23 protein-coding genes and 1 tRNA gene are annotated in these 24973 nt (G+C 62.2%); 13 read left to right on the top strand and 11 right to left on the bottom strand.

All coding sequences use genetic code 11. The features are described 5' to 3' along the window. Positions 1 to 3 precede the first annotated feature (3 nt). On the top strand, positions 4 to 630 hold the full coding sequence (locus AC1RM7_RS09890; protein ID WP_006021932.1) for a formyltransferase family protein: 627 nt from the start codon (positions 4 to 6) through the stop codon (positions 628 to 630). A gap of 175 nt (positions 631 to 805) precedes the next feature. On the opposite strand, the gene AC1RM7_RS09885 is transcribed toward AC1RM7_RS09890, so the two are convergent. Then, entirely contained in the window at positions 806 to 1036 is a 231-nt protein-coding gene (locus AC1RM7_RS09885) for a hypothetical protein (protein ID WP_024920429.1), read from the bottom strand. Between the two features lie 453 nt (positions 1037 to 1489). On the opposite strand from AC1RM7_RS09885, the gene AC1RM7_RS09880 reads away from it, so the two are divergent. Together AC1RM7_RS09880 and AC1RM7_RS09875 are read left to right on the top strand one after the other, a co-directional pair. Then, positions 1490 to 1963 carry a hypothetical protein gene (locus tag AC1RM7_RS09880; RefSeq protein ID WP_492837905.1) on the top strand — a complete coding sequence of 158 codons (474 nt, stop codon included), beginning with the start codon at positions 1490 to 1492 and terminating at the stop codon, positions 1961 to 1963. Positions 1964 to 2131: 168 nt separating this feature from the next. After that, complete coding sequence (locus AC1RM7_RS09875) at positions 2132 to 3106, top strand: Bug family tripartite tricarboxylate transporter substrate binding protein (protein WP_024920427.1); 975 nt, start codon at positions 2132 to 2134, stop codon at positions 3104 to 3106. 1255 nt (positions 3107 to 4361) lie between these two features. Here the strand turns inward: AC1RM7_RS09875 and AC1RM7_RS09870 are convergent. The 3 genes from AC1RM7_RS09870 to AC1RM7_RS09860 all read right to left on the bottom strand — a co-directional run bounded on the left by AC1RM7_RS09870 (position 4362) and on the right by AC1RM7_RS09860 (position 7753). After that, on the bottom strand, positions 4362 to 5339 hold the full coding sequence (locus AC1RM7_RS09870) for a tripartite tricarboxylate transporter substrate-binding protein (RefSeq protein ID WP_034461117.1): 978 nt from the start codon (positions 5337 to 5339) through the stop codon (positions 4362 to 4364). A gap of 288 nt (positions 5340 to 5627) precedes the next feature. Beyond that, positions 5628 to 6527, bottom strand: coding sequence for an RNA polymerase sigma factor RpoH (gene rpoH / locus AC1RM7_RS09865; RefSeq protein WP_024920424.1), 900 nt, complete (start codon positions 6525 to 6527; stop codon positions 5628 to 5630). 218 nt (positions 6528 to 6745) lie between these two features. Continuing rightward, positions 6746 to 7753: an RluA family pseudouridine synthase gene (locus AC1RM7_RS09860; protein WP_492837908.1), complete on the bottom strand. Its 1008-nt coding sequence runs from the start codon at positions 7751 to 7753 to the stop codon at positions 6746 to 6748. Here AC1RM7_RS09860 and AC1RM7_RS09855 point away from each other — a divergent pair. After that, positions 7752 to 8084: a hypothetical protein gene (locus AC1RM7_RS09855; protein ID WP_041712553.1), complete on the top strand. Its 333-nt coding sequence runs from the start codon at positions 7752 to 7754 to the stop codon at positions 8082 to 8084. The two genes, AC1RM7_RS09860 and AC1RM7_RS09855, sit on opposite strands and share 2 nt — an antisense overlap. Here AC1RM7_RS09855 and AC1RM7_RS09850 read toward each other — a convergent pair. Next, the gene (locus AC1RM7_RS09850; protein ID WP_492837910.1) at positions 8062 to 9060 is read right to left on the bottom strand and encodes a sterol desaturase family protein; all 999 of its coding nucleotides are present in this window, start codon (positions 9058 to 9060) and stop codon (positions 8062 to 8064) included. The two genes, AC1RM7_RS09855 and AC1RM7_RS09850, sit on opposite strands and share 23 nt — an antisense overlap. 219 nt (positions 9061 to 9279) lie before the next feature. Between AC1RM7_RS09850 and AC1RM7_RS09845 the strand changes: the two genes are divergently transcribed. From AC1RM7_RS09845 to AC1RM7_RS09820, 6 genes are all read left to right on the top strand, one after another. Then, positions 9280 to 9354 (top strand) — tRNA-Glu (locus AC1RM7_RS09845). Between the two features lie 67 nt (positions 9355 to 9421). After that, positions 9422 to 9715, top strand: a complete 294-nt coding sequence (locus AC1RM7_RS09840; RefSeq protein WP_006021922.1) for a hypothetical protein — start codon at positions 9422 to 9424, stop codon at positions 9713 to 9715. Between the two features lie 272 nt (positions 9716 to 9987). Then, on the top strand, positions 9988 to 11313 hold the full coding sequence (locus AC1RM7_RS09835; protein ID WP_006021921.1) for an ABC transporter substrate-binding protein: 1326 nt from the start codon (positions 9988 to 9990) through the stop codon (positions 11311 to 11313). Positions 11314 to 11610: 297 nt separating this feature from the next. Next, a complete protein-coding gene (locus AC1RM7_RS09830; protein ID WP_024920943.1) occupies positions 11611 to 13236 on the top strand; it encodes an NADP-dependent glyceraldehyde-3-phosphate dehydrogenase in 1626 nt (541 codons plus the stop codon). Between the two features lie 187 nt (positions 13237 to 13423). Continuing rightward, a complete protein-coding gene (locus AC1RM7_RS09825; protein WP_024920942.1) occupies positions 13424 to 14269 on the top strand; it encodes a hypothetical protein in 846 nt (281 codons plus the stop codon). A gap of 119 nt (positions 14270 to 14388) precedes the next feature. Continuing rightward, positions 14389 to 14622 carry a hypothetical protein gene (locus AC1RM7_RS09820; protein ID WP_034459738.1) on the top strand — a complete coding sequence of 78 codons (234 nt, stop codon included), beginning with the start codon at positions 14389 to 14391 and terminating at the stop codon, positions 14620 to 14622. A gap of 85 nt (positions 14623 to 14707) precedes the next feature. Here AC1RM7_RS09820 and AC1RM7_RS09815 read toward each other — a convergent pair whose 3' ends face one another. Continuing rightward, complete coding sequence (locus tag AC1RM7_RS09815) at positions 14708 to 15922, bottom strand: multidrug effflux MFS transporter (RefSeq protein ID WP_024920941.1); 1215 nt, start codon at positions 15920 to 15922, stop codon at positions 14708 to 14710. Positions 15923 to 16159: 237 nt separating this feature from the next. Here AC1RM7_RS09815 and htpX point away from each other — a divergent pair, with 237 nt between their 5' ends. Then, complete coding sequence (htpX, locus tag AC1RM7_RS09810; protein ID WP_006021916.1) at positions 16160 to 17065, top strand: zinc metalloprotease HtpX; 906 nt, start codon at positions 16160 to 16162, stop codon at positions 17063 to 17065. A gap of 73 nt (positions 17066 to 17138) precedes the next feature. Here htpX and AC1RM7_RS09805 read toward each other — a convergent pair whose 3' ends face one another. Together AC1RM7_RS09805 and AC1RM7_RS09800 are read right to left on the bottom strand one after the other, a co-directional pair. Next, on the bottom strand, positions 17139 to 17339 hold the full coding sequence (locus AC1RM7_RS09805) for a cold-shock protein (RefSeq protein ID WP_006021915.1): 201 nt from the start codon (positions 17337 to 17339) through the stop codon (positions 17139 to 17141). 158 nt (positions 17340 to 17497) lie between these two features. Next, positions 17498 to 19237: an adenylate/guanylate cyclase domain-containing protein gene (locus AC1RM7_RS09800; protein ID WP_006021914.1), complete on the bottom strand. Its 1740-nt coding sequence runs from the start codon at positions 19235 to 19237 to the stop codon at positions 17498 to 17500. A 168-nt stretch (positions 19238 to 19405) separates the two neighbouring features. On the opposite strand from AC1RM7_RS09800, the gene AC1RM7_RS09795 reads away from it, so the two are divergent. Continuing rightward, on the top strand, positions 19406 to 20971 hold the full coding sequence (locus AC1RM7_RS09795; protein WP_492837915.1) for a glycosyltransferase family 39 protein: 1566 nt from the start codon (positions 19406 to 19408) through the stop codon (positions 20969 to 20971). Positions 20972 to 21028: 57 nt separating this feature from the next. On the opposite strand, the gene AC1RM7_RS09790 is transcribed toward AC1RM7_RS09795, so the two are convergent. The 3 genes from AC1RM7_RS09790 to AC1RM7_RS09780 form a co-directional block, all read right to left on the bottom strand. Further along, on the bottom strand, positions 21029 to 21277 hold the full coding sequence (locus AC1RM7_RS09790) for a hypothetical protein (protein WP_024920938.1): 249 nt from the start codon (positions 21275 to 21277) through the stop codon (positions 21029 to 21031). A gap of 140 nt (positions 21278 to 21417) precedes the next feature. Then, positions 21418 to 22461: a YcjF family protein gene (locus AC1RM7_RS09785; protein ID WP_492837917.1), complete on the bottom strand. Its 1044-nt coding sequence runs from the start codon at positions 22459 to 22461 to the stop codon at positions 21418 to 21420. Next, complete coding sequence (locus AC1RM7_RS09780) at positions 22458 to 23927, bottom strand: YcjX family GTP-binding protein (RefSeq protein WP_024920936.1); 1470 nt, start codon at positions 23925 to 23927, stop codon at positions 22458 to 22460. The genes AC1RM7_RS09785 and AC1RM7_RS09780 overlap by 4 nt, the downstream gene beginning before the upstream one ends. Before the next feature lie 203 nt (positions 23928 to 24130). Here AC1RM7_RS09780 and trhA point away from each other — a divergent pair, with 203 nt between their 5' ends. Beyond that, positions 24131 to 24832: a PAQR family membrane homeostasis protein TrhA gene (gene trhA, locus AC1RM7_RS09775; RefSeq protein WP_006021909.1), complete on the top strand. Its 702-nt coding sequence runs from the start codon at positions 24131 to 24133 to the stop codon at positions 24830 to 24832. Positions 24833 to 24973: the final 141 nt, after the last annotated feature.

Raw genomic sequence — 24973 nt, 5'->3', positions numbered from 1 at the left:
CCGATGAAAATAACTCTCGCTGGCTCGCGTCATTTCGGCGTCGAGACGTTCAACATGATGCGCGGTCACGGCATCGAGGTGATCCGTGTCGTGGTCGCGGACGGCGAGGACCGTCTTGCCGCGGCCGCCCGTGCCGCCGGTGTCGAGGTCGTGGTGCAGGCAAAGCCCAAGCTCATCGTGGCTTCGGAGATCGCGCCGGGCACCGACCTGATCGTCACGGCCCACAGCCATGCGATGGTGAGCGATGGTGCGCTGAAGGCCGCCAGGCATGGTGGCATCGGCTACCATCCGTCGCTGCTGCCGCGCCATCGCGGCATCGCGGCGGTGGAATGGACCATCAAGGAGCGCGACGCGATCGCAGGCGGCACGATCTATCACCTGTCGGACCGGCTCGATGCGGGCGCGATCGCCGCGCAGGACTGGGTGTTCGTGAAGAAGAACGAGACCGCGCGCGAATTGTGGGAGCGGGCGCTGGCGCCGCTCGGCCTCAGGCTTCTGGCGCAGGTGATCGATCAGGCCAAGACCAGCGGCGTTCTGCCGTCGATGCCGCAGGACGAGCAGTTCGCCACCAATGCGCCAAGGCTTGATGTGGAAAAATCACACGCTGCGCCGAAGAGCGCGGCGTCCTGATCGTGGGTTTGTCATAAGGCGACTGAGCCCGTCACTTCCCTGAATGTCATTGCCGGGCTTGACCCGGCAATCCATCATCTTCCTCAAGACTCATTCTGGATGGATCACCGGGTCAAGCCCGGTGATGACGGCTGTATGTGTTGCGGGCTTATTATCTCTCATCAGATGTCGGATCTCACGCTGCGCGGGTCTCCCCGACGCGCACGGCGCTCGACACAAGGTCGTTGGCATCGGTCACGCCGTCGGCGGCGCGCCGGACAATTGTCTGGGCCATCTTCGCCTTGGTCGCAGGCGTACGGTTCTCCTGCGCAATCTGCTCGACGGCGATGTCGAGAATTTTTCTCAACGTGGCGACGTAATCCGGATCGAATTTTTCGTTGAGGTTTCCCTGCGGGCGACCGACCATGCACTTCTCCTCTTCGGACATTTCAGAGTGCGATTGCATCGGATGATGCTTCTGCAATCGCGCTCCCGGTGAGCGGGCGGACCATGCTTCCGCAATGGGGCAGATGTGAGTCGGCATCGCGATTTGCAATGCGCATACAGCGATGTGCAATTGGAAACGCTCCAGTCACATTTCCTTCAAGGTGATGAAGATTCCGCAGCGCACTTTGACGGGTTGCCCCCGCAATCGCACCACATCTTGTGCCTGCGATTCGACAATTCGCGCGGTGCGATGCATGCTTTCACACCTGCGACAAAATCGTGAACGCGAATGGCGTTGCGTCCCGTGTTCCCGCGACACAATTCACGCAGCGCACAAGGAGACGTGATGGCCTGGCGCCCCGCGTTTCATGACGAACTGACCGCGTTTATGACTCCCAGATGACTTTGTTTATGTCTTGCGAAGGATCAAACGATGTTTCCGATAACGATATCCCGGATCTGGCGTGCGCTCGTCTCGCTTGCGGCAATGATAGTGGTGATGCTGGCGTGGCCGCTGGTGGCTCAGCATGTCACGCCGAGCAAGCCGTTCCTTGAGAAGAACGCGTTCTATCTGCGCTCGGCCGGGTTCCGCATCCAGCTCGCCAACGACGCGGCGGGCCAGCGCGCGCTGAAGGCATTGCCGCCGCATCGCTTCGTGATCCACAGGGCCGGCGGCACGCCGCGATATGTCTATGCCGATCCCGGCGTCTGCAACTGCATCTTCAGCGGCTCGCTGGACAACTACAAATCCTATCTGGATATCCTGCGTCAGCCGCTTCCCGGCGTTGACGACGTCTCGCCGGATTACAAGACGCAGGCCAGCGCGCTGCTGCTGGAGCAGCCGATCGACTTCGGCATGACGGGCAGTGACGACAGCCTGGCGGATTACTTCCGCGACTATCTGTAACCCGGTACTCTGTTCCCGACGCGTTGTGCGCTGCCATAAGCACGATGCGCGCATCGCGCTCCTTGTTCGCTCTCGTTTTTGTTTGTTACGCTCGCGTGTTGTCCATCAACACATGCTGACCGCGCGCCAAGTCGCGGCAGCCGGGGAGAGAACAAGGGGTAACACGACATGGCTTCACGACGCGCCGCGGTCGGTCTGATCGCGATGGGCTTTGCTGCACTCATCTCAATTAGCGGCGCTTCGGCGCAGGATTATCCGACGCGTCCGGTGAAGTGGGTGGTGGGCTATCCGCCCGGCGGCGCGACCGACATTCTCGCGCGCCTGATCGGCCAGCGGCTGTCGGAGCGGCTGGGTCAGCAGTTCATCATCGAGAACAAGCCGGGCGCGGGCAACAATGTCGGCACCGAATCCGTGGTGAATGCGGATCCCGACGGCTACACGGTGCTGCTGGTCAATCCCGCCAACGGCATCAACGCCTCGCTTTATACGAAGCTGAGTTTCAATTTCATCCGCGACATCGCGCCGGTGGCGGGCATTCTGCGATCGCCGAACGTGATGGTCGTGCCCGCGGATTTCCCGGCAAAGACGGTTGCGGAGTTCGTTGCTTATGCGAAAGCCAATCCCGGGAAGGTCAACATGGCGTCATCGGGCAACGGAACGTCCGTGCATCTGTCCGGCGAGTTGTTCAAATCGATGACCGGCATCGAAATGACGCATATCCCCTACAAGGGAGCTGCGCCTGCGCTGACCGACATGATCGCAGGCCGCGTGCAGGTGATCTTCGACAATCTGCCGTCCGCGATCCAGCACATCAAGGCGGGAACGCTCCGTGCGCTCGCGGTGACGACAGAGACGCGGTCGCCGCTGCTGCCGGATGTGCCGACCGTCGGTGAAACGGTGAAGGGTTATGAAGCGAGCGCATGGTTCGGCATGGGCGCACCGGCGAAGACGCCGAAGCCCATCATCGACAAGCTCAACAAGGAGATCAACGCAATTCTCGCCGAGCCTGCGATGCAGGCGAAAATCGCTGAACTCGGTGGCGTGCCGCTGCTCGGCCCGCCCGCAGATTTCGGCAAGATCATCGTCTCTGAAACGGAGAAGTGGGAGAAGGTGGTGAAGTTCGCCGGTGCGAAGGTGGAGTAGGGGCTGCTCCCTCTCCCCGCACTTGCGGGGAGAGGGTTGGGGTGAGGGGCGCGATTTCAACATATGCAATGGCGCGACTTTCGAGGAAGTAGCCCCTCACCCGGATTGCTGCGCAATCCGACCTCTCCCCGTAAGAACGGGGCGAGGTGAAGGAACAGCGCGCACCACGCACTCGATGTCATCCCCGCGAAGGCGGAGATCCATTCTTTCTTCAAGCAATGAAGCAGTGGATCTTAAGACTGGGTCCCCGCTTTCGCGGGGACGACCGAAATTAGTTAGCTTCACGACGAAGCCGGAGTTCGGCGCGGTGGAGATAGGCCTGACCAGGGAGGACATTGCGCATCTTCACTTGATTATGAGTCATCATCCTCAACAAGGCTCAATCGATATAGGAAAATATTCCTTGACATTCTCCGCCGCCTGATCCATCTTCACGCCATCCCGCCTCACTTGAGGGGCGTGTCCTGGGACGCTTCGATGCGCGGGGCGGGATGCGGCGCCTGCGCGCGCGGGAGAGACGTTCTCCCTCGTGTCCGGGAGGCTTCGGGTCATCGTCCGGGCCAACTACGTGGCCCCGCCTTCAGTGGCTGGACGCGGACAGGATGAAGGCAGGCGAAAGCCCGCCGGATCGGGGCGTGAAAGCGTCCGTCCTGTCCCGGAAGAACGATCCCGTTGCCAAAAATCGCCGCGGCGGAGCGCCGAAAGGCGATGCGCGCTGCGGCATGTCCGCTGCGCGTCACTCCACTCAAGTGCGCCTTTCGGCGTTCCGTCCCCTCATGCTTGCGAGGGGGCCATATGAGGCGAGGCCGCCGTGCGCGATGCGTGCGACAGACGGCGCGTGCGCGCTCATTCCACTCATCAAATCCATCAACGGGAGCGTTGCCCATGACGGCGCGGTTCAGGCTGGAAGGTCCTTATGGTTTCAGCGGCGCGGAGAATGCGCGCCTGACCGGCGAGACGTGCGCCGAGCATACGGCGCGAGATTTCGCATATTGCGAACTCGTTGTTGCGCGCGCGGAGATGGATTTCCTCCGCGCATATCGCACGTGTCCTGACGGCGCGTGCCGCCGCGCGCGGTGCTGCACCGGTCCGGCGTTTTCTTGTCGAACTGCTTTCCGCCACCGGCTGCTCGGATGGCTCGAGCAGGGCGCTGCGATCGATTTCGCCTACGCGGAATTACTGCGTCGGCGCAAGCGCCGCACGCAAAAGCGGTCGTGAGCACCGCGTGCGCGAAGCCGGCACGAGCTTCACCAAATCACTTGATCCCGGCCGCCTTGACGAGTTCGGCGCTGGCGAGGGTCTGGGTTGCGACGAGCTTGTCCATCTCATCGGGCTTCATCGGCCAGGGCTCGACGCCGAGCTTCTTCAGGTCGCGCTGCATGTCGGGCGTCGCCAGAACTTTCGTGCCGGCGGCATAGAGCTTGTCGACAACGTCCTTCGGCGTCTTCGACGGCACGAACACGCCGAACCAGATCGCGCTGTCGGCGTCCTTCAGGCCGACCTCGGGCGGCGACGGCACGTCGGGCAAATCGGCGACGCGCGTCGGCGTCGAGACCAGCAGGGCGCGCACCTGACCGCTCTGGATCAGCGGCAGCGCGGTGGCCAGCGGACAGAAATAGAAATCGATCCGGCCGCCGAGAATGTCGGTGATGACTTCCGAGCCGCCGCGATACGGAATGTGGGTCGGCGTGATGCCCGCGGCGAGACGGAATTTTTCCGCGCTGATGTGAACGGCGCTGCCGATGCCGACCGAGCCGAAGCTGGCGGCGGCGTCCGGCTTTTTCGCGGCCGCGATGTACTCCTGCACGGTCTTCCATGGCTTCGACGGCGAGGTGATCATCACATTCGCGCTGTAGCCGATCATCAGCGCCGACGACAGGTCCCGGGTGGCATCGTAGGTGAGTTCGGTGAAGATCGCCGGCGCGATGGTGATCGCCGAGGAATGGGCGAGGATCGAATAGCCGTCCGGTTCGGAGCGGACGACAGAGGCGGTGCCGATCGTGCCGCCGGCGCCGGCGCGGTTTTCCACCACGATCGATTGCCCCAGTTCAGCCGACAGCCGATCAAAAAACATGCGCGGCACCACGTCCGTCGCGCTGCCTGCGCCGAACGGGATGGTGGCCTTGATCAGTTTTGTCGGCCATGTCTGCGCACTGGCGGATGCAGAGACGAGCAGGCACGTCAAAATCGCCAGCCGCCGAAAGTGTGCCTGCATGTTCCATCCCTGTTTCATGATCGGTCCTTGCCCCGTGGTCCGCAGCATCGTGCCGCCGCTCCCTGCTTTGCAAGAATTATTCCGGATGAGGGGCGGGATGCTACGTTTCCCTCGCCCCGTTTACGGGGAGAGGGTGCCCGAGTGAAACGAGGGCGGGTGAGGGGCGTTGGTCATTGTGAAGTTGACAGCCCCTCACCCGTCTCGCATCTGACGATGCTCGCCACCCTCTCCCCGCATGCGGGGAGAGGGTTACAACAAAAAAGCCGGCCCGAAGGCCGGCTTTCGCAACTTGTTATGCGGAAGAGATCAGTACGCCGCTTCCAGTGCGGCGTGCTCCTGCTTGGCGACAGCGGTCTTCACCGCCGCCTGCACCTTCTCGAAGGCGCGGACCTCGATCTGCCGCACGCGCTCGCGCGACACGCCGAATTCGGCGGCGAGATCTTCCAGCGTCATCGGCTCCTCGGCCAGGCGACGCGCCTCGAAGATGCGGCGCTCGCGGTCGTTGAGCACGCCCATCGCGCCGGTCAGCGCGCTGCGGCGATGATCGAACTCCTCGTTCTCCGCCATGATGGCTTCCTGGTTGGGCGAGGTATCGACCAGCCAGTCCTGCCATTCGCCGGGTTCGCCGTCGTCACGGATCGGAGCGTTGAGCGACGCGTCGCCACCGAGGCGGCGGTTCATGTCGATCACGTCCTGTTCCGTCACGCCGAGGCGGGTCGCGATCTGCTTCACCTGTTCGGGGCGCATATCGCCCTCTTCAAGCGCGGAGATCTTGCTCTTCGCCTTGCGGAGATTGAAGAACAGCTTCTTCTGGTTCGCGGTGGTGCCCATTTTCACGAGCGACCACGAACGCAGGATGTATTCCTGGATCGACGCCTTGATCCACCACATCGCGTAGGTGGCCAGACGGAAGCCCTTCTCGGGCTCGAAGCGTTTGACAGCCTGCATCAGGCCGACGTTGCCTTCGGAGACAACCTCGGAAATCGGCAGGCCATAGCCGCGATAACCCATGGCAATCTTGGCCACGAGCCGAAGATGGCTGGTGACGAGCTTGTGCGCGGCGTCGCGGTCGTCGTGCTCGCGCCAGCGCTTGGCGAGCATGTACTCATCCTGCGGTTCCAGCATCGGGAACTTGCGGATTTCCGTCAGGTAGTGTGCAAGACCGGATTCTCCGTTGAGAACCGGCAAAGTAGCGGCACGGGCCATGGTGCGCCCTCCAGAGTTCACGCCCCCGATAGCGGCGGGCGAGGCAGGCCATCTGCTGTGTCAAAGCCAGAAGCACTGCAATGTTCCGCGCCGGGACGATCCCGAGCGCAGGTGCAACATACTCCAAAACCCGACGAGGAGGGAAGAACAAAACGGGGTCACGAACCCGTGACCCGGGTTAAAGGTTTGTAACCATGCGGCTTTTTAGCGCACCACCTTTAGTCTGTGCTACGAAGGGAGGCCTCAAGGAGGACCAAATCCTCCGGCAGCGGCGATTCCCAGTGAAGAATTTCTCCGGACGCCGGATGCTCCAGGACCAGCAAATAAGCATGGAGGGCCTGCCTGCCAAGAGCGGCCAGCGCCGCCTGGCTTTGGGGGCCGAGCTGGCGGGCCTTGGTCTTGAAACCCGAGCCGTAGACGTCGTCGCCGAGCAGCGGATGGCCGAGATGGGCGAGGTGGACGCGGATCTGGTGGGTGCGGCCGGTCTCGAGCTGACAGGCGAGCAGGGCGGCGACCGGCTTGCCGTCCTTACCCGTGAAGCTCTCGATCACCTCCCAATGTGTCACGGCGTCACGGCCGCCCTGACGCACCGCCATTTTCTCTCTGGTGTGCGGATGCCGGTCGATCGGCTGATCGATGGTGCCGCTTTTCCGGTTCGGCACGCCCCAGACAAAGGCCATGTAGCCGCGGCGCATCTGGCCGGTGCGGCCATGGTCGGCGAACTGCGCCGACAACGACTGGTGGGCGCGGTCGTTCTTGGCGGCCACCATCAATCCGGTGGTGTCCTTGTCGAGCCGATGGACAATGCCCGGCCGCCTGACCCCGCCGATGCCGGACAGGCTTGCGCCGCAGTGGGCGATCAGCGCGTTGACCAGCGTGCCGGTCTCGTGCCCGGCGGCGGGATGGACCACGAGGTTCTTCGGCTTGTCGATGACGATGATGTCGTCGTCCTCGAACACGATGTCGAGCGGGATGTCCTCGCCTTCGGGCTCGGCGGGCGCGGCGGGGGGCACGTCGATTGTGATCGTATCGCCCGCTTTGACATGATAAGCGGGGTCGCGAACCGGGGCAGGTCCCACGCTGACCTGGCCCGCGAGGATCAACGCCTTGAGGCGCGAGCGCGACAGGTCGGGGCTGCGGACAGCCAGCACGCGGTCCAGCCGCTGCGATCCTTCATCGCCCTCGACCGTGACCTCGTGACGCTTATTTTCGGAAGACTGCTGCATGACTGAAACTGTTGCGCCCGATCCGACCCCCGAGCAAGCAGCGCTGATCGCGCGGGTGCGCCGGATGATGCTGATTGCCGGCCTGACCACGGCGATCGGGGTGGGGGCTCTGCTGGTTGCCATCGGCTACCGTCTTTTCCGCACCGATGGAAGCGTTCAGATCACCGATGTGACGGCGACCCTGCCGAAGGGTGCGCGGATCGTCTCCACGGCGAGCGCGGGCGAGCGGCTGGCGGTGACGGTCGAGATCGGCGGCACGACCGAAATCCGCACCTATGACGCGAAGACCCTGAAGCCGGTGGGACGGCTCAGGTTCGCTCACGAACCGTAAACGCGTCGCGCAGGGTCTGCGCGGCTTGCGTGACGGGAAAGGCGAACTGGCGGAGAAAGGTCAGAGGCATCTGCACCCAGGCTCCGGTTGGCTCGCTGGGGAAACCCTCGACGCCGGTTTCGATCGCGCGGTCGGGCACCTGACGGAAGGTGCCGAATATGGTGTCCCAGATCGAAAGATAGACTCCATAATTTTGATCGTGCAGATCGGAGCGCATCGCGTGGTGCAGGCGATGGACACGCGGCGACACGAACAGCCGGTCGAGCGGTCCATAGCCGATATCGACATTCGCGTGCAGGAACATCAGGTAATATTTCTGCAGCAGCACAAAAACGAACGCCTGCTCGATCGGCACCAGCACCAGCACAAACACGAACGACATGGTGAGAGTCCGGGCCAGAAGATCGCACGGATGCAGCCTGAACTCGGTCATCAAGTTCATGGCGTTCTGCGAGTGATGCAGCGCGTGGAAATGCCAAAGGGCGGGGACCTTGTGACGGATCACATGGCTGAGCCACCCGGCAAAATCCACCGCGACAAATACGACAACCACGCGCAGCCAGTTCGGCCAGTGTCCGATCAGGCCCGAGAGCGGCGGCAGGTGGCGCTGAAAGAAACTCAGAAACAACAGGGCGAACAGCGACACGAACAGGAAATGAACCAGCAGCGAGACGACCGCAAATCCGGTGTCGAACAACAGTCCGCGCGACAGCAGGGCCTGATCGGGATCGGCTGGCCGCAGCCGCTCGAGGATGAGGATGACCGCGAAGAACACGATGAACGACGCCGAAATGAAGAAGGCGTCCACGTAGTTCAGGAAACCCTTTATGCCGGTTGCGAAATGGGATGAGAACGCCGAAGGACCCGTTTCCAGAGCCGAGATCACAAGGATCGCGAAGGGGACAGCCAATGTGGCGAGCGACACCGCGCCGGGATGCGCGGCGATCCAGTCCTGCAATGTGGCTCTGCGGGTCATGCGAAGGTCCTACATCGAACCGGCAAGCCGGGGAACTGGATGACAGCGGTTTGGCAGGAAAAAGAGGGTGGTCGGGGACGAAAGGCCTGCCACCGCCTTGAGGCAAGGAGCGCCGGGACAGGATGTCCTGCTCGCGTCGGATCACAGCCGAAAGCACGCCGCGGCTGTGGCATGCGCTTGCAGTCGCCCCGTTTCGAGGCTATTCCCTTGTCCGCGCTTGCTCCCTTCGTCTAGCGGTTAGGACGCGGCCCTCTCAAGGCTGAAACAGGGGTTCGATTCCCCTAGGGAGCGCCAGTCTGCTATCAGCGTGCTCACCGCTGAATTAAGTGCGATTTTCTCCAACACATTTTTGGAGCGCATCATGCAGGTCTACAATGTCGTCAAGTTCAAGGTGAAGTCCGGCGAACAGGCCGCCTTCCTTGATGCGCACCGGAACGGCAAGGCCAAATGGCCGGGCCTTGAGCGCGGCTTCATCATACAGACCGGCGAGCAAACGTTCTGCCTCATCGGCGCGTGGCCCAGTCAGGACGCACTGGTTGCGGCACGCCCCGCGATGATCAAGACACTCGACAGCTTCCGGTCCGTCCTCGAGGATCAGGGCGAAGGCCGTGGCATCACCGATGCCGTGTCTGGGGCCGTCGTTCTCGATCTCTGACGTCTCCATCTGGATGGCGTCACGGTTGCTCGCGCGCCGCCGCGCACAGGCCGAAACGTCCGTCTCAAGAAATCACCTCGCTAAAGTGTCACACCGATTTGTGCTCTGCACTGTCGTGCACCGCGCATTGATCGTGCGCCGCGCAGATGATTACATCGTCGGTGCCGGGGCGCGGCTTGCCATGCCTATTCAAGAGGGATTTCCGCACACGCAGACGTTGATTTGAAAAAGCATTGGCCGGCCAACGGCCAATCATCAGGGAGGAGACGACTATGACCGAGTTCACGCCGGATCGACGATCTCTGCTCAAAGGAAGCGCCGCGGCTTTGGCCGCCGCGGCAACCCTGTCAGCCGACCAGATGCTCGGCACCGCCAAGGCCTGGGCGCAGACCGCCCAATGGAAGCCGGAAGCCGGCGCCACCATCAACATGCTGCGCTGGAAACGGTTTGTGGAGGCCGAGGATGTCGCCTTCATGAAGATCGTCGATGCCTTCCAGAAGGCGACCGGCGTCAAGATCAACATCTCCAATGAATCGTTCGATGACATTCAGCCCAAGGCTTCGGTCGCGGCCAACACCGGGCAGGGGCTCGACATGGTGTGGGGGCTTTACTCCCTGCCGCATCTGTTTCCCGAAAAGTGCGTCGATGTGACTGACGTCGCCGAATATCTCGGCAAGAAGTACGGCGGCTGGGCGCCCTCGGGTGTGGCCTACGGCAAGCGCGGCAACAAGTGGCTCGGCATTCCGGTGGCTGCGAGCGGCGGCCTTGTGAACTACCGTGTCGCCGCCATGCAGAAGTGCGGCTTCAAGGAATTCCCGAAAGACCTCGGCGGATTTCGCGAACTGATCAAGGGCCTGAAGGCGAATGGCACGCCCGCGGGCATGGCGCTCGGCCACGCCACAGGCGACGCCAACGGTTGGCTCGCGTGGGCGATGTGGGCGCACAATGCCTACACCGTCGACAAGGACAACAAGGTGATCATCAACTCGCCAGAGACGGCGAAAGCGCTGGAGTACGTCAAGTCACTCTACGAGAACTTCATTCCCGGTGTCATCTCGTGGAACGATAGCTCCAACAACAAGGCGTTTCTGGCCGGCCAGCTTCATCTCACGACCAACGGCATCTCGATCTATGTCGCGGCGAAGAAGGAGAATCCCGCCATCGCCGCGGACATGGATCACGCACATCTGCCGGTCGGCGTCAGCGGCCAGGTGCGCGAGCAGCATCTCGGCTTCCCGATCCTGATCTTCAATTTCACCAAGTACCCGCAGGCCTGCAAGGCATTCACCGCGTTCCTGATGGAAGGACCGCAGTTCAATCCGTGGATCGAGGCGGCGCAGGGCTATCTGTCGCATTTCCTGCTCGCCTATGACGCCAATCCGATCTGGACCGTCGATCCGAAGAACACGCCCTATCGTGACGTCGCCAAGCTGGCCTCGACCCCGGCCGGCATCGGCACGCTGAATGAAAGCGCCGCGGCCGCGATCGCGGATTTCGTCGTGGTGGATATGTTCGCGAACTATTGCTCCGGCCGCGAAGACCTCAAGGGCGCGATGGCGTCGGCCGAGCGCCAGTTCAAGCGGATTTACCGCGGCTAGGCGCGCTGAATTTGTCGGCGATAGGCTCACATTCTCGTGTGCGTCATTGCGAGGAGCATAAGCGACGAAGCAATCCACGCTTTCTCCAAAAAAAGTGGATTGCTTCGCTTCGCTCGCAATGACGGCGGTAGCTGCTCATAAAAAAGTCAGCCACATAATCATTTCGACTCATTCGTCTGGCAGACTAGTCTGGTCCCTTCAAAAGACCGGATGATTCACGCCGGTCATCCGCCCTGTTCAATCCCGGCAAATTTTCGCCAGGCATGTGCGGACCACGCCAAATCGATGAGGTGTCCGATGCTCACGTCGCAGCAGTTGAAAGAATTGTTTCCCGAGGAAAACCGTCTGAAGGATTGCGGCCTGCCGCCGCCGGTCCACCAGCGCGAGACTTTGGTGAACGGAGAACTGAGGCCGTGGACGGGAGCGGTGGAGACCGTGCGTTCGGCAATCTGCGTGCGCAAGCCCGACGGCTCGCTGGAGCAGGTTGAACTCGGCAGCTATCCGGTCGGCGGCATTCCCGAGGCGAAGGTTGCGCTGGATGCGGCGGTCGCCGCCTACGACAGCGGGCGCGGCGAATGGCCGACCATGACGGTCGCACAGCGTATCGGCTGCATGCAGGATTTCACCCGGCAGATGGTGGCGCGCCGCGAGCAGATCGTGAACCTCATCATGTGGGAGATCGGCAAGACGCTGCCGGACTCGCAGAAGGAGTTCGATCGGACCGTCGAATACATGAAAGCGACCATCGAGGCGCTGAAGCATCTCGACAACGACAATTCGCGGTTCACGATTGTCGAAGGCACCATCGGCCAGATTCGCCGCACGCCGCTTGGCGTCGTGCTCTGCATGGGGCCTTACAATTATCCGCTCAACGAAACATTCGCGACGCTTATCCCGGCGCTGATCATGGGCAACACCATGGTGTTCAAGCCGCCGAAATTCGGCGTGCTGCTGTTTCAGCCCTTGCTCGAAGCGTTCCGCAGCGCCTTCCCGAAGGGCGTGATCAACACGGTGTACGGCAAGGGTTCGGAGGTGGTGCCGATGCTGCTCGAGTCCGGCAAGGTCAACGTGCTGACGCTGATCGGCTCGAGCCGCGTTGCGGACCATCTCAAGAAAATGCATCCGAAGGTCAACCGGCTGCGCGCCATTCTCGGGCTCGATGCCAAGAACGCGGCCATCGTGCTGCCCGATGCAAACATCGAGCTTGCGGTGAAAGAATGCCTGCTCGGCTCGCTGTCGTTCAACGGCCAGCGTTGCACGGCGCTGAAGATGCTGATCGTGCATCGCTCCATCGTGGACAAATTTCTTGCGCGCTTCACGGAAGAGCTTGCCAAGCTGAAGGCCGGCATGCCGTGGGACAAGGGCGTCACGCTTACGCCGTTGCCCGAACTGGGCAAGGTCGAGCACATGACGCGGCTGGTGGCCGACGCCACGGAGAAGGGCGCCAGGGTCATCAACGAGGGCGGCGGCGCGAGCAGCGGCACGCTGTTCTATCCCGCGGTGGTTTATCCGGTGAAGGAAGGCATGCTGCTGTATCGCGAAGAGCAGTTCGGTCCGATCGTTCCAGTGATGGCGTTCGACGACATCGATGCGGCTCTCGACTACGTCATCACCTCCGAGCACGGCCAGCAGGTCTCGATCTTCAGCGAAGACGCAGAGACCATCGGGAGACTCGTCGACCCGCTGGTCAATCAGGTCTGCCGGGTGAACATCAACTGTCAATGCCAGCGCGGACCGGATGTGTTTCCGTTCACCGGCCGCAAGGATTCGGCGGAAGGCACGCTCTCGGTCACCGACGCGCTGCGTTCGTTCTCGATCCGCTCGATGATCGCGGCAAAGCAGACCGACGATTCCAAGCGGCTACTCGATGACATCGTACGCGAGCACAAGTCGAACTTCATAAATACTGGGTTCATTTTGTAATTGATACAAAACTCACGGACGGAGCGCGTGCCGGACGTGAGTTTCGATCTCTCTTCGCGAAGCGCTCTCCTGTCTGGGCATGATCTGTTCCGAAAACCGGTTTCCACTTTCGGGATCATGCCCCGGGTAACGAATTGTCAACCAATTCGTGGTTACCAAATAGTAAACCCATTCGGAGTTAGCGCTCATGACCGACCCCATTGCTGACGGCGAGATCAAGGATTCCAGCAATCACGGCGAAGCATCGCTGGTGCCGGATGCCGGCGATATGGTCCGGCACGAGGCCAAGGCGGCCGACGCGCCGCAGGACAGCGCTTCCGCGCAGGTCGCCAGGCAGCCTTCCAAGGAAATCACCTTGCAGCGCCTGTCGCCGCACAGTTCCTGGGAAGACATCGTCAATGAAAGCGCCGCGCGCGAGCAGCAGTTCAATGCCGCGCCTGCCACAGGCCGCCGGCTCTCGATGGCCGCGATTGTGGCCATCGCCGCCGCGGTCGGCGCCATCGGAGGCTCGCTCGCGACAGTGGGCGCCGGGCATTACCTGAAAAGCGATCAGAACGCTTCTGTTGCAGCCGCAAGCGCTGCCGAGCAGGCGCGTTCGGTCGAAAGCGCGATTGCGAAAATCAACGCGGACCTCGCCGCGCTCAAGATCAGCAGCGCTGCGCAATCTGCGAAGATCGGGGAGCGGATCGATCGTGTCGAGAAGGCGCAGGCCGAGCCTGCCGCGAAGCTTGCGAAGCTGAGCGAGGCCGTCGAAAAGCTGAAGGCGCCGGCGCCCGTACAGGCCGCGAGTGCTGCTCCGGAAACCACCGGCTCGATCAAGCCTGCGGCTGCGCAGCCCGGCAGGCTTCCGGTGGTTGAAGGCTGGACACTTCGCGAAGTGTCCGACGGCATTGCCACGGTGAGCGGCCGCCCTGGAATCTTCGACGTGATTCCGGGCGATCCGTTGCCGGGGATCGGGCGGGTGGATGCGATCCGCCGTCAGGACGGCCGCTGGGTCGTCGTGACCAGCCGCGGTCTGATTGTCTCTCGTTAAGCATTCTCGGAACCCGTTTCATCTCGTTGTCAGAAAGCGCGGGACCGCTAAAATTTGAGTGTTCCCCTGAACGGACCGGCATGATCTCGCAGGCATGATGCAGCCTCTGATGAAGAGGGATGAGCATGCCTGCATATCGAGTGATTCCGCGCCTCCGGGTGGTTAATTTTTTCGCCCACGAGGTCATCGACGCGACTGATGGCGTGCCGTCGGCAGCGAACGACAACAATTGCCCGTATTGCGGCGGCGTGCTCGAGCCGGGCGACAAGGCGTCCGATTGTTCCGGATCCGGAGCCGATTCCGGCGCCTGGCCGATGATCCCGTTCCCCAAGGGATGGGGCGCGTCCTGCTGAGCGCGTCTTGGAGACCGCTCAAGCACACCGTTTATCTTTTATGATGAGGCGTGATCGGTCCCGAAACCGGTTCCACTTTTCGGGTTCAAGCCCGGCGCTCCCCGGCGAGGTACAAAATCAATCCAAGCATGGTTAGCGCCGCCTGTACGACGCCAACGGCAAGGGTCGGGCTCGCAATCGATGCGGTCAGCACCACGCCGATCGACGCGCCGGCCATTTGCAGAAATCCCAGCAGCGCCGAGGCAAGGCCGGCTCGATCGCCGAACGGCTGAAGCGCCGTCGCCGTCACGAGCGGGGCGACCATCCCGAATCCGGTCAGGAAGATCATGACAGGGATGAAGTAGGTCCAGATCGAAGGGGCGGTCCAGTGGGCAGCCAGCAGCACCAGACCACCTAGCGTCGCGATGGAAAGGCCGATGATGGTTGCGCGTGCGTGCCCCAGCCTGAGCGCCACGCGAGGCGCCGCCATTCCTGATGCAAAAACCGCCAGCACCGTTGTCGCGAAGAACGTTCCGACCTGAATGGGCGAGAATCCCAGTCCGTCGATCAGGACACGCGGCGAGACCGAGAACATCGCGAACAGTGCGCCCATGTACAGCCCCATCGCTCCGGCTGGCGCGATGAAACGCAGGTCGGTGAGCAGACCCCAGTATCCGCGCAGGATCGCGCTCAGCTGGATCGAGATCTTGCCGTCGGGCCGATGGGTTTCACCGACGTATCTGAAATAGCAAAATGCGACGGCGGCCCCGAACAGGCCGACCACGAGAAATTCGGAACGCCATCCGGTGGTGGCATCAAGAAACCCGCCGATCAGCGGCGAAAAGCCGGGTGCGGCGGACATTGCGACCATGATGAAGGCGAGCGCCTTTGTCAGGTCTTCGCCGCTGAGCAGATCGCGGGCGATGGCGCGCGACAGGACGGAGGCGGCACATGCGCCGAGCGCCTGAATGGTGCGGCCCACCAGCATCATCGGCAGTGTGGTAGAGAATTCGCACCAGATGCTTCCCAGCACAAAGATGCCAAGTCCGAACATGACGGGCTTCCAGCGCCCGTAACGGTCGGACAAGGGACCGACGATCAACTGTCCAACGGCGAAGACCGCGAGATACACGCTGATCGTTGACGAGACTGCGGCAGTCGAGACGTTGAGCGCTTTCGCCATTGAGGGCAGGGACGGCAGCAGAATGTTTGTCGCGAAGGACCCGACCGCAGCCAGTGCAGCGAGCACGCTGATGCGCGCGAGCGATGAAGTCTTGCGGGTTGAGGTCAACTCGTCGCCGCCGATATTCAGGATTGTCATCTGAGGTCCCTCTCTCGGACCTTATTATATGATGAAAATCATGTAATAAATGAGAATGTCGGCCTGAGCTGCCCGCTTTCGCCGGGTGACGGTTGCGGCTGGAACATGGCATCCGGGTTTCAAGGGCACGACGCGCGACGCGCCGCCGCAGGACCTCATCTTGAAGGAGGCCACTCGTCCTCACCATTTATGATGGAGGAGAAGTATCCCCGGCAAAGCGCCGGTTGGGAGGAGGAAATGAGTTATTTCAAAACTGCGGTTCTGCTGGCGGGCTTGACGGCCCTGTTCATGGGGGTGGGCTATCTGATCGGCGGAGCGGGCGGCGCCGTGGTGGCGCTGGTGATCGCCGCCGCCACAAACATGTTTGCCTACTGGAACTCGGACCGCATGGTGCTGTCGATGCACGGCGCCCAGGAGGTCGATGAGCGCAGCGCGCCGGAACTGTTCCGGATGGTGGCCGAGCTTGCGGGCCGCGCCCAATTGCCGATGCCGAAGGTCTATCTGATGGACAATCCGCAGCCCAACGCGTTCGCGACCGGGCGCGATCCCCATCACGCCGCGGTGGCGGTGACGACCGGCTTGCTGCAAATGCTGAACCGTGAAGAACTCGCTGGCGTGATCGCGCACGAACTGGCGCATATCAAGAATCACGACACGCTGATCATGACGATCACCGCGACTATCGCGGGTGCGATTTCGATGATCGCGCAGTTCGGGATGTTTTTCGGCGGCAACCGCGACAATGGTCCGGGCATCGTCGGCTCGCTGGCGATGATGATCCTGGCGCCGCTGTCCGCGACCATCGTGCAGATGGCGATCAGCCGGACCCGCGAGTACTCAGCCGACAATATGGGCGCGCGGATTTGCGGGCAGCCGATGTCGCTGGCCTCCGCGCTGCTCAAGATCGACAACGCGGCGCATCAGATCCCGAACATGGATGCAGAGCGCAGTCCTGCGACCGCGCACATGTTCATCATCAATCCGTTGTCGGGGCAGGGGATGGACAACCTGTTCTCGACTCATCCGTCGACCGAGAACCGTGTCCGCGAGTTGCAGCGCCTTGCTGGCGAACTCGGGCCGCGCGGAAACTTCGCAGCCGCGCCGGCAAATGCGAGTGGCAGACCGCGTGGCCCTTGGGGTTAATGAGAAGGGCTGATCACGCGTCGCAGATCACAATCAAAGGTCCGATCCAGTTCTTCTGAATCGGACCTTCCTATCAAACCTTGAGATTTTCCGCGGAGGTCTTGCCGCGGTTTGCGACTTCTTCGTACTCGACCGACTGTCCCTCGTTGAGGGTTGAAAGACCTGCCTTCTCAACTGCCGAGATATGAACGAACACGTCCTTGCCGCCGTTGCTGGGCTGAATGAAACCGTAGCCCTTCGTCGGGTTGAACCACTTCACAGTACCTTTAGCCATTCCGTAGTCTCCAGAGGGTAAGACCCATAGTAAGTGTCGAACCCCGCGGATGGGCGTGTCCAACGGCACGCAGGATACGCGGTAAGTGCGAGCCTTGATAGCGAAAATGGCGATGGCGCCGGCCGCTTTCGCTCAAACTTTGCTCGAATTTGGCGGTTTCACGCTGCTGCAACTGCGAAATCGGCGACGAGATCCGACAGCATTCCGGCTTTTTCGGCCGTGTAGACGATCAGCGGCTCGACCCGGCCGCGGATGGGAACCTCGACCTGCGGCAAATTGGTCGCCGGAAGATTTGCCGTTTTCAGCACGTCCCCGGACACCACGACCTCGCAGGACAGGGCCTTGGTCATGTCCTGCAGGCGCGCAGCGACATTTACGGAATCGCCCAGCGCGGTGAAGACGGTGTGTTCCTCGGACCCGATGTCGCCGATGATGACCTCGCCGGCATGAATGCCGATCCCGAACCGCAGCGGTTCCGGCACGTCGTCACCGAGAAATTCATTCAGCGCATCGACATGAATCGCGATCCGCGACGCGGCTTCGATCGCCTGCCGGCAGGCCGTCTGCGGATTGGTGGACAGGCCGAACAGCGCCAGTTGGCCGTCGCCGACGAACTGGTTCGGCTGTCCGCCGCATTCGACCACGGCCTGTGAGACAGCCGTCAGGAAGCGGTTGATGATGAAAACGGTATCGAACGGCAGAAGTTTTTCGGCGAGTTTGGTCGATCCGCGCATGTCCACGAACATGCTGACGACGTAGCGTTCCCGGCCCGGAAGCGCAGGCCTGATGGTTGCAGCCGAGGACGCATCCGTATGCGCGGGAAAGATCTGGAAGAACGCAAGATCGGTGTGAGGGCGTAGCTGGCAGGCCAGGCGAATGGCGGGATCGCCGCCGGTGCCGACGCGATCCAGCACAAAGGTCTCGCGGTTCGATGGTTCGGGCAACGCGCTGCAATCGCCGATGATGCGGATGCGGCAGGTCGAGCATCGCGCCCGGCCGCCGCAGACACTCGAATGAGGAATGTTGAAGCGCGTGCTGGCCTCAAGGACACTCAGGCCGACCGGGATCCGGACTGTCTTGCCGTTGCCGTAGGACAGCCTGACGAGGCCGCGGCGGCGCTCCAGCAGCGCACGGACGCCGCGGGCAACAAGGGCGAGGCCGATCAGGCCGAAGTACCCGTACAACGTGTACGAACTGATCTGTTCGAGAGTGACCTGCTCGGCGGGGGTGCCGATCTTTTCGCGCGACAGAATCTCTGCGCGCCATTCGGGAGCAGTGCTTGCGACCTGCACCGTTCGGCTGGCCTGATAGAGGCCCAGCATCGACACCGTCGGCAGGATTACCGCGAGAGCCAGGAGCAGCGATGCAATCTTCTTGAAATACGGTTTTCCCCGGACCCAGAAGTAAATTCCGATGCAGCCGTGAATCCACGACACCAGCAGCACGGCGTACATCGACCATTGCATCTCCGGGCGGTAGACCCAGTAGGCAAAAAAGACCTGCGGGTAATCCTTTTCATGGCCAAACAAGGATGCAGCCAGGCGGACACCGATCACATGGCTGATGATGAACACCGGGATGCTGAGGCCGAACACGAGCTGTGTAAGTTCGACGCCGGTCCAGCGAAAGTGCCGGCGCGCATAGAGCGCCCAGATTCCCAGGCCCAGATGTATCGCCACCGAGCCGTAGAGCACGATGGTCATCGGCCAGCTCTTCCAGAACACCGCATGATAATAGAGGCCATCGTCCATCGCGCCGAGCGAGACATTGCCGAGTGCGTGATTGGCGAAATGGCTGATGACATAGGCAAACAGGACAAGGCCGGTGACCAGCCGCACCTGCCGAATTCCGATGCCGCGGATGACGCGGCGAAGGGGTGATGCAGCGGTCTCTGCCATGCTGAAAAGGGTCCGAAGCCATATCGCGCCCGGATCGTCCGGAGGCGGCAGAATCCTAACGGAGATGTTGCGGCAGCGCCATGGCCGATGATCGTGCGATCGTTTGACAAGACGGTGAAGCAAACGTGTGTTTGACTTCACCGGCCCGGTCGCGGAAAAGCTAACCGCATGGGGAGAGCGAACACTGCCGGAACGATAGAGCCCGGGCGTCTGACGCCGCGCGCGATGCTTGTCGCGGCCGCTGCCATTGCTGTTCTTGTGACATTGCAGGTGGTGTACGCCGCCACGGCCGATCTGCGTACGGACGAAGCCTATTACTGGACGTTCTCCAGGGAAAACGTGCTCTCCTATCTCGATCATCCGCCGATGATCGCCTGGGTCGTGCGGTTCGGAACGGCGATTTTCGGGGATACCAATTTCGGCGCACGCTTCGGCGGATTGCTGGCAATGTGGATCGCCGCCGCGCTCCTTGGCGATATCGTCTGGCGTTTGACGCGCGATCGCAGCGCGGTGGTTCTCGCCGTGCTGATGCCGCTTGTTGCGCCCGAGTACGGCCTGTTCGCGTCGCGCATTCTGCCCGATGTCGCGCTGATCCCGTTTTCACTCGCGATGGTCTGGTCGCTGGTGCGGTTGACGCAAAGCAATGACGGCTGCTGGTGGCTCGCGGCGGGATTGTTCGGCGGTTTGTCGCTGCTGTCGAAATACACTGCGATTTTCTTTGCTCCGGCAATACTGGCGTTTTTGCTGGTGCCGCCGTGGCGGATGCGCTGGCTGCGCAGCCCGTATCCGTGGATCGCGCTGGTCATTGCGCTCCTGGTGTTCTCGCCGGTGCTGATCTGGAATTGGCAACACGACTGGGCGTCGTTCAAATTCCAGTTCATCCGCGCCGGTGCGGATCATGGCATTTCGGCGCGGACCGTCGGCGATTTCTTAGGACTTCAACTGGCGCTGGTCGGCCCGATCCTGTTCCCGGTTGCGCTTGCCGGATCGGTGATGCTGGCGTGGCGCGGTTATCGTCAGCAGAATCCGGCGTTCATTCTGATTTCGACCTGCACGCTCGCGCCGTTCGCTTACTTCCTCTGGAAATCCTTCTCGCTGCGGATCGGCGACACCTGGCCAATGCTGATCTGGCCGTTCGCCTTTGCTGCCGCTGCTATCAACCTTGTCGAGATCGGCAAGGAGCAGCGCTCAAACTGGATTCTTCGCACCGCTGAGCCATGGGCGAGGGCTGCGATCATTCTCGGCGCCGTGCTGAATGTTGCGATTTTCTATTACTACAGCGTCAGCAATTTCGCGGTCGCGGCCAAACAAGACCCGATTGCAAAAGAGGCGGGTTATGGCGAGATCGCCAGACAGGCAAAAGCCGTCGCCGATAAAGTTGGCGCGACATGGATCGCGACACTCGATTACCGGATTTACGCGGAACTGCGCTGGCATCTGAAGGACAGCATTCCGGTGGTGCAGGTGAATGAGCGCAGCCGCTTCATCGGATTCAGGGATACCACAAGCGCGGCCATGACATCCGGCATCGGGCTGTATGTCGACAGCGCACCCAACGACGGCAATGTGATCGAGATGAAGACCCCGGGCGTGCTGCGTCTCGTGGGACAAGCTGATCGGACATGGCGCGGTGTGGTGATCGAGCCGTTCGCATTCAAGACAGTTACCGGATGGACGCCTGAACTGTCGCCGCCTCCGGATTCGCCGTTCTACAAATGGCGATTGCTGAACTGACGAGAAATCCCGGCCGCGTAACGCGACCGGGATTTTCGATTCAGGCCAGGCCCGAAATCAGTAGCAGACGTTCACAGTCCGCCAGCGGAAGCCGTAAGGCGTGCGAATGCGGCGCTGCACGTAACAGCCGTCATCGGCATAGCCGCCGCTCACGATCACCGGGCTGAAGCCGAAGCCATAGCCGTGGCCCCAGCCATGACCCCAGTAATGGCCATGCCAGCCGCCGGCGGACGCGGAGGTGGGGGCGAGGGCGGCTGCACCGAGGGCAGCGGACGCGGCAATTGCCAGAGCAAGTTTGCGAAACATGGTCGTACTCCTGAAGTGCGCGATCTGCGCGGGTTGACGGAAATCCACCCCTTGCAGATTGGTCGCGCGACCCGGACAACAGGTTCACCGATGTCTCTGGCTTTGAAATGCCTCAGGTTTTCCATTTGAGCGAAGGCGGCTCAGGATTTCTGATCGTCGCCGCCCACACGCTTCAGCAGGTCTTTGGCGAGGTCCGACAGCGCCGGGCGCGGCAGCGCCTCGAACGGCAGCGGCCGCGTCACGTCGATGGCGGCGAGGCCCAGCCGCGCGGTGAGCAACCCGTTGAGCAGGCCTTCGCCGAGCTTGGCCGACAGCTTCGCGGTGATGCCATGCCCCAGCATCTGCTGGATCAGGCTGTCGCTGGCGGCCATGCCGCCGGTCAGCGCCAGATGCGCGATGACATGGCGCACCAGCCGGATCATGCCGAGCGTGCCGGGCCGTCCGCCATAGAGCCGCGCCAGTTGCCGCACCAGGCGCAGCGCCGCCGCGAACACGAACAGCATGTCGATGACCGCGCCGGGACTGACAGCGGTGACCAGCGAGACGCGCTGCGCGGCGCTCGACACCAGCCGCCGCGCTTCCTGATCGAGCGGCGTCATCAGTTCGCGCTCGGCGAGGCGCACCATGTCGGCGCCGTCGATGATGTCGCGGCCATGCTCTTCGAGCGCGGCGCGGGCGCGGGCGAGCCTCGGATTGTCATGGGCGATCTTGAGCAGGTCGCGGACGATGACGTCGCTTTCCTTGCGGTCGTCGCTGAGCAGCACCGCGTTGGCGCGCGCATGAAGCTTCTCGATGGTCTCCAGACGCGCCAGACTCAGCGCCTCGCGCGCGATGATGGCCACCAGCGCCACGACGGCGAGGATCGCGAACACCAGCCCTATATAGCCGAGGCTGGTGCTGCGGTTGAACAGGTCCTCGACCAGATTGGAAATGCCGAGACCGAGACCGAGCATGACCAGACCGGCGAGCGCGGTCCAGAACACGCCGCCCCAGCCGAAGCCCTTGCGGGCAGGGGCGGCCGGTTCGTCGATGGGGACCGGAAGCAGGGCGGGATCGGCTTCCGGGGTGATGTGAACCTTGCCGCGCGCAGGGCGCGCGGGATCGTCCTCCGCATCCATCAGGATGACGCGGGGATCGTCGAGCTTGAACGCGGCCGGCTTGCGGTGATGCGGCTTGTCGCTCATTGCAGCTTGTCTCCGATCAGAAACTGAAGCGCACGGTCGAGGCGGATATGGGGCAGCGCAGGCTCTTCGCCACCCTCGCGGACGAGCAAAGGCGGACGAAAGCGCAGAAACCGGAAGTCGGTCTGGTCGGATGCGGTGTTGGACAGGCCGCGGAATGTGCCATCGCCGCTGAACAGGTCGTCGAGCTTGGCCGGAAGGTCGCCGGGGAAGGTCGCCACTTCCGTCTCTCCGTCGAACACCTCGTCGCCGGACATTTCGCCTTCCTCGGGCGTGCCGAGGATCGAGGGCAGTTTCTCGCGGCCCTGCTGAACCATGGCTTCGCGTGTCGCACGCACGGCGGCGAGCGCGACCACGTCGACGGATGCCCCGGCATACTCGGCGCGCGAGGCGGCGCGTTCGACCATGCGTTTCAGGATCGCTTCGAGCCGGTCGTGACTGGTGTGGTGCAGGTGATCGGCCTTGGTGGCGGCGAACAGGATCTTGTCGATGCGCGGCCGGAACAGCGAACTGACGAATGTGCTGCGCCCGATGTTGAAACAATCGAGAATGCCGGACAGTGCGCCTTCGAGATCTTTCAATGCCTCCGGACCGGCATTGAAAGCCGCGAGCGCATCGACCAGCACGATCTGGCGATCGAGCCGCGTGAAGTGATCGCGGAAGAACGGCCGCACCACCACGTCCTTGTAGGCCTCGTAGCGCCGCCTCATCATCGCCCACAGCGAGCCGTCCGGCGCGGCGCCATCCTGCGGCACATCCAGCGGCGCGAAAGTGAGCGCAGGCGAGCCTGCAAGATTGCCCGGCATCAGGAAGCGGCCGGGCGGCAGCAGGCTCATGGCGAAGCGTTCATCGCGGCAGGCGCGCAGATAGTCGGTGAACAGTTTCGCGGCGGTGAGTGTTGCCTGTTCGTCTTCGCGCTCCTTCGGCTCAAGGGTGGCAAGATGCGCGTGCCACTGCTTTGCCAGCCGCGCGCGCGGCTCGCGCCGCGAGAGCGCGAGGCTCTCTGCCGACCATTGCTCGTAGCTCTTGTTCAGGAGCGGCAGGTCGAGCAGCCATTCGCCGGGATAGTCCACGAGATCGAGCGTCAGCGTGCGCGCCGCCGCGTTCTGCCGCTGGTACTCGATCACAAGCCGCAGTTCGCTGATGTCCGTGGTCGAGTGGGGCCATTGCCGGTCCTCGATCAATGTGCGGACGTGCCCCTCGTAGCCAAAGCGCGGCACCGCGTCGTCGGGCTGCGGCTCAAGCCGGGCGCGGGCGATGCGCCCCGTCGCCAGTGACTCGAACACCGGGAAGCGGCCGCCGCGCAAGAGGCCGTGGACGAGCGCAGTAATGAAGACGGTCTTGCCGGCGCGTGACAGGCCTGTGACGCCAAGCCGCACGGTGGGATTGAACAGGCTTTCGCCGTAATCGATCAGAGACCGGATGGAAAGGCGGGTCTCTTCGACAATGTCCGAAAAGCTGGGTGCCATAATTCGATCAAGACTTTATCGGACTGAGGGGATCAATGACGTAAGGAAAGCGCCGCGCGACAGTTTTATGAAGCTGGAGATTTATGGGGCGGAAATCAAGTTTCCGGTTTGAATCCTGATCCCTCCCTTTCAGGTTTCTTTGACCGTCACCAGGTTTATAATTGTTGCTTATGTAAAGTGGACCGATAACCCCGGCTGTGCCCATGACGATCTTCCGGTTGAAGCAACTCAGCTCTCATGCCCGCGTCGCCGGCGGTGGCGTGGTGCGCTGGGACTACGATCGCGCCGAACTGATCGCGGACGGCGTCGTTCATGTGCTCGGCATTGCTTTCGGACTGATCGCCGCGATAGCTCTTGTCGTTCTCGCCGCGCTGTATGCCTCGACCAAGGAAATCGTTTCGGTGTCGGTTTACGTCGCAGGACTGCTCGCCATGCTGGGGCTGTCCGCGACCTACAATCTGTGGCCCGTCTCGCCCGCCAAATGGCTGCTGCGCCGCTTCGATCACTCCGCGATCTACATTCTGATTGCCGCCACCTACACACCGTTCCTCGCGCAGATGAACGATCGTTTCATGTCGACCGCGCTGCTGATCGGCGTGTGGTCGGTCGCCGCAGCCGGTATCGCGCTCAAGATCTTTCTGCCCGGCCGGTTCGATCGTCTATCGGTCGGGCTCTATCTCGCGATGGGATGGAGCGGTGTCATCGCCTATGACAGCCTGGTGGCTTCGCTGCCGAACTCGACGCTGTGGCTGATCGCGGCAGGCGGGCTGATCTACTCACTCGGCGTGGTCTTCCACGCCTGGGAGCGGCTGCGGTTTCAGAATGCAATCTGGCATTCCTTCGTGCTGTTGGCTGCTGCGCTGCACTACACCGCAGTTCTCGACATGGTTCTGGTTGCAGCCTGAGCAGAGTTTTCCCTTCGTCATTGCGAGGAGCGTTTGCGACGAAGCAATCCAGCTTTCTTTCCGTTTCAAACGTGGATTGCTTCGTTTCGCTCGCAATGACGGCCTGAACGGGCATTCGCATTGCAGGCCGGACTCCAGGCC

The sequence above is a fragment of the Afipia sp. GW822-FHT03D08 genome (assembly GCF_058801645.1).
The sequence above is the reverse complement of the archived record's forward strand: the minus strand, read 5'-3'. Positions and strand labels throughout refer to the sequence as shown.

What these genes read in the sequence shown, in the direction of transcription:
- AC1RM7_RS09890 (WP_006021932.1), top strand. Translation starts at nt 4, where the DNA reads ATGAAAATAACTCTCGCTGGCTCGCGTCATTTCGGCGTCGAGACGTTC.
- AC1RM7_RS09885 (WP_024920429.1), bottom strand. Translation starts at nt 1,036, where the DNA reads ATGGTCGGTCGCCCGCAGGGAAACCTCAACGAAAAATTCGATCCGGAT.
- AC1RM7_RS09880 (WP_492837905.1), top strand. Translation starts at nt 1,490, where the DNA reads ATGTTTCCGATAACGATATCCCGGATCTGGCGTGCGCTCGTCTCGCTT.
- AC1RM7_RS09875 (WP_024920427.1), top strand. Translation starts at nt 2,132, where the DNA reads ATGGCTTCACGACGCGCCGCGGTCGGTCTGATCGCGATGGGCTTTGCT.
- AC1RM7_RS09870 (WP_034461117.1), bottom strand. Translation starts at nt 5,339, where the DNA reads ATGAAACAGGGATGGAACATGCAGGCACACTTTCGGCGGCTGGCGATT.
- rpoH (WP_024920424.1), bottom strand. Translation starts at nt 6,527, where the DNA reads ATGGCCCGTGCCGCTACTTTGCCGGTTCTCAACGGAGAATCCGGTCTT.
- AC1RM7_RS09855 (WP_041712553.1), top strand. Translation starts at nt 7,752, where the DNA reads ATGACTGAAACTGTTGCGCCCGATCCGACCCCCGAGCAAGCAGCGCTG.
- AC1RM7_RS09860 (WP_492837908.1), bottom strand. Translation starts at nt 7,753, where the DNA reads ATGCAGCAGTCTTCCGAAAATAAGCGTCACGAGGTCACGGTCGAGGGC.
- AC1RM7_RS09850 (WP_492837910.1), bottom strand. Translation starts at nt 9,060, where the DNA reads ATGACCCGCAGAGCCACATTGCAGGACTGGATCGCCGCGCATCCCGGC.
- AC1RM7_RS09840 (WP_006021922.1), top strand. Translation starts at nt 9,422, where the DNA reads ATGCAGGTCTACAATGTCGTCAAGTTCAAGGTGAAGTCCGGCGAACAG.
- AC1RM7_RS09835 (WP_006021921.1), top strand. Translation starts at nt 9,988, where the DNA reads ATGACCGAGTTCACGCCGGATCGACGATCTCTGCTCAAAGGAAGCGCC.
- AC1RM7_RS09830 (WP_024920943.1), top strand. Translation starts at nt 11,611, where the DNA reads ATGCTCACGTCGCAGCAGTTGAAAGAATTGTTTCCCGAGGAAAACCGT.
- AC1RM7_RS09825 (WP_024920942.1), top strand. Translation starts at nt 13,424, where the DNA reads ATGACCGACCCCATTGCTGACGGCGAGATCAAGGATTCCAGCAATCAC.
- AC1RM7_RS09820 (WP_034459738.1), top strand. Translation starts at nt 14,389, where the DNA reads ATGAGCATGCCTGCATATCGAGTGATTCCGCGCCTCCGGGTGGTTAAT.
- AC1RM7_RS09815 (WP_024920941.1), bottom strand. Translation starts at nt 15,922, where the DNA reads ATGACAATCCTGAATATCGGCGGCGACGAGTTGACCTCAACCCGCAAG.
- htpX (WP_006021916.1), top strand. Translation starts at nt 16,160, where the DNA reads ATGAGTTATTTCAAAACTGCGGTTCTGCTGGCGGGCTTGACGGCCCTG.
- AC1RM7_RS09805 (WP_006021915.1), bottom strand. Translation starts at nt 17,339, where the DNA reads ATGGCTAAAGGTACTGTGAAGTGGTTCAACCCGACGAAGGGCTACGGT.
- AC1RM7_RS09800 (WP_006021914.1), bottom strand. Translation starts at nt 19,237, where the DNA reads ATGGCAGAGACCGCTGCATCACCCCTTCGCCGCGTCATCCGCGGCATC.
- AC1RM7_RS09795 (WP_492837915.1), top strand. Translation starts at nt 19,406, where the DNA reads ATGGGGAGAGCGAACACTGCCGGAACGATAGAGCCCGGGCGTCTGACG.
- AC1RM7_RS09790 (WP_024920938.1), bottom strand. Translation starts at nt 21,277, where the DNA reads ATGTTTCGCAAACTTGCTCTGGCAATTGCCGCGTCCGCTGCCCTCGGT.
- AC1RM7_RS09785 (WP_492837917.1), bottom strand. Translation starts at nt 22,461, where the DNA reads ATGAGCGACAAGCCGCATCACCGCAAGCCGGCCGCGTTCAAGCTCGAC.
- AC1RM7_RS09780 (WP_024920936.1), bottom strand. Translation starts at nt 23,927, where the DNA reads ATGGCACCCAGCTTTTCGGACATTGTCGAAGAGACCCGCCTTTCCATC.
- trhA (WP_006021909.1), top strand. Translation starts at nt 24,131, where the DNA reads ATGACGATCTTCCGGTTGAAGCAACTCAGCTCTCATGCCCGCGTCGCC.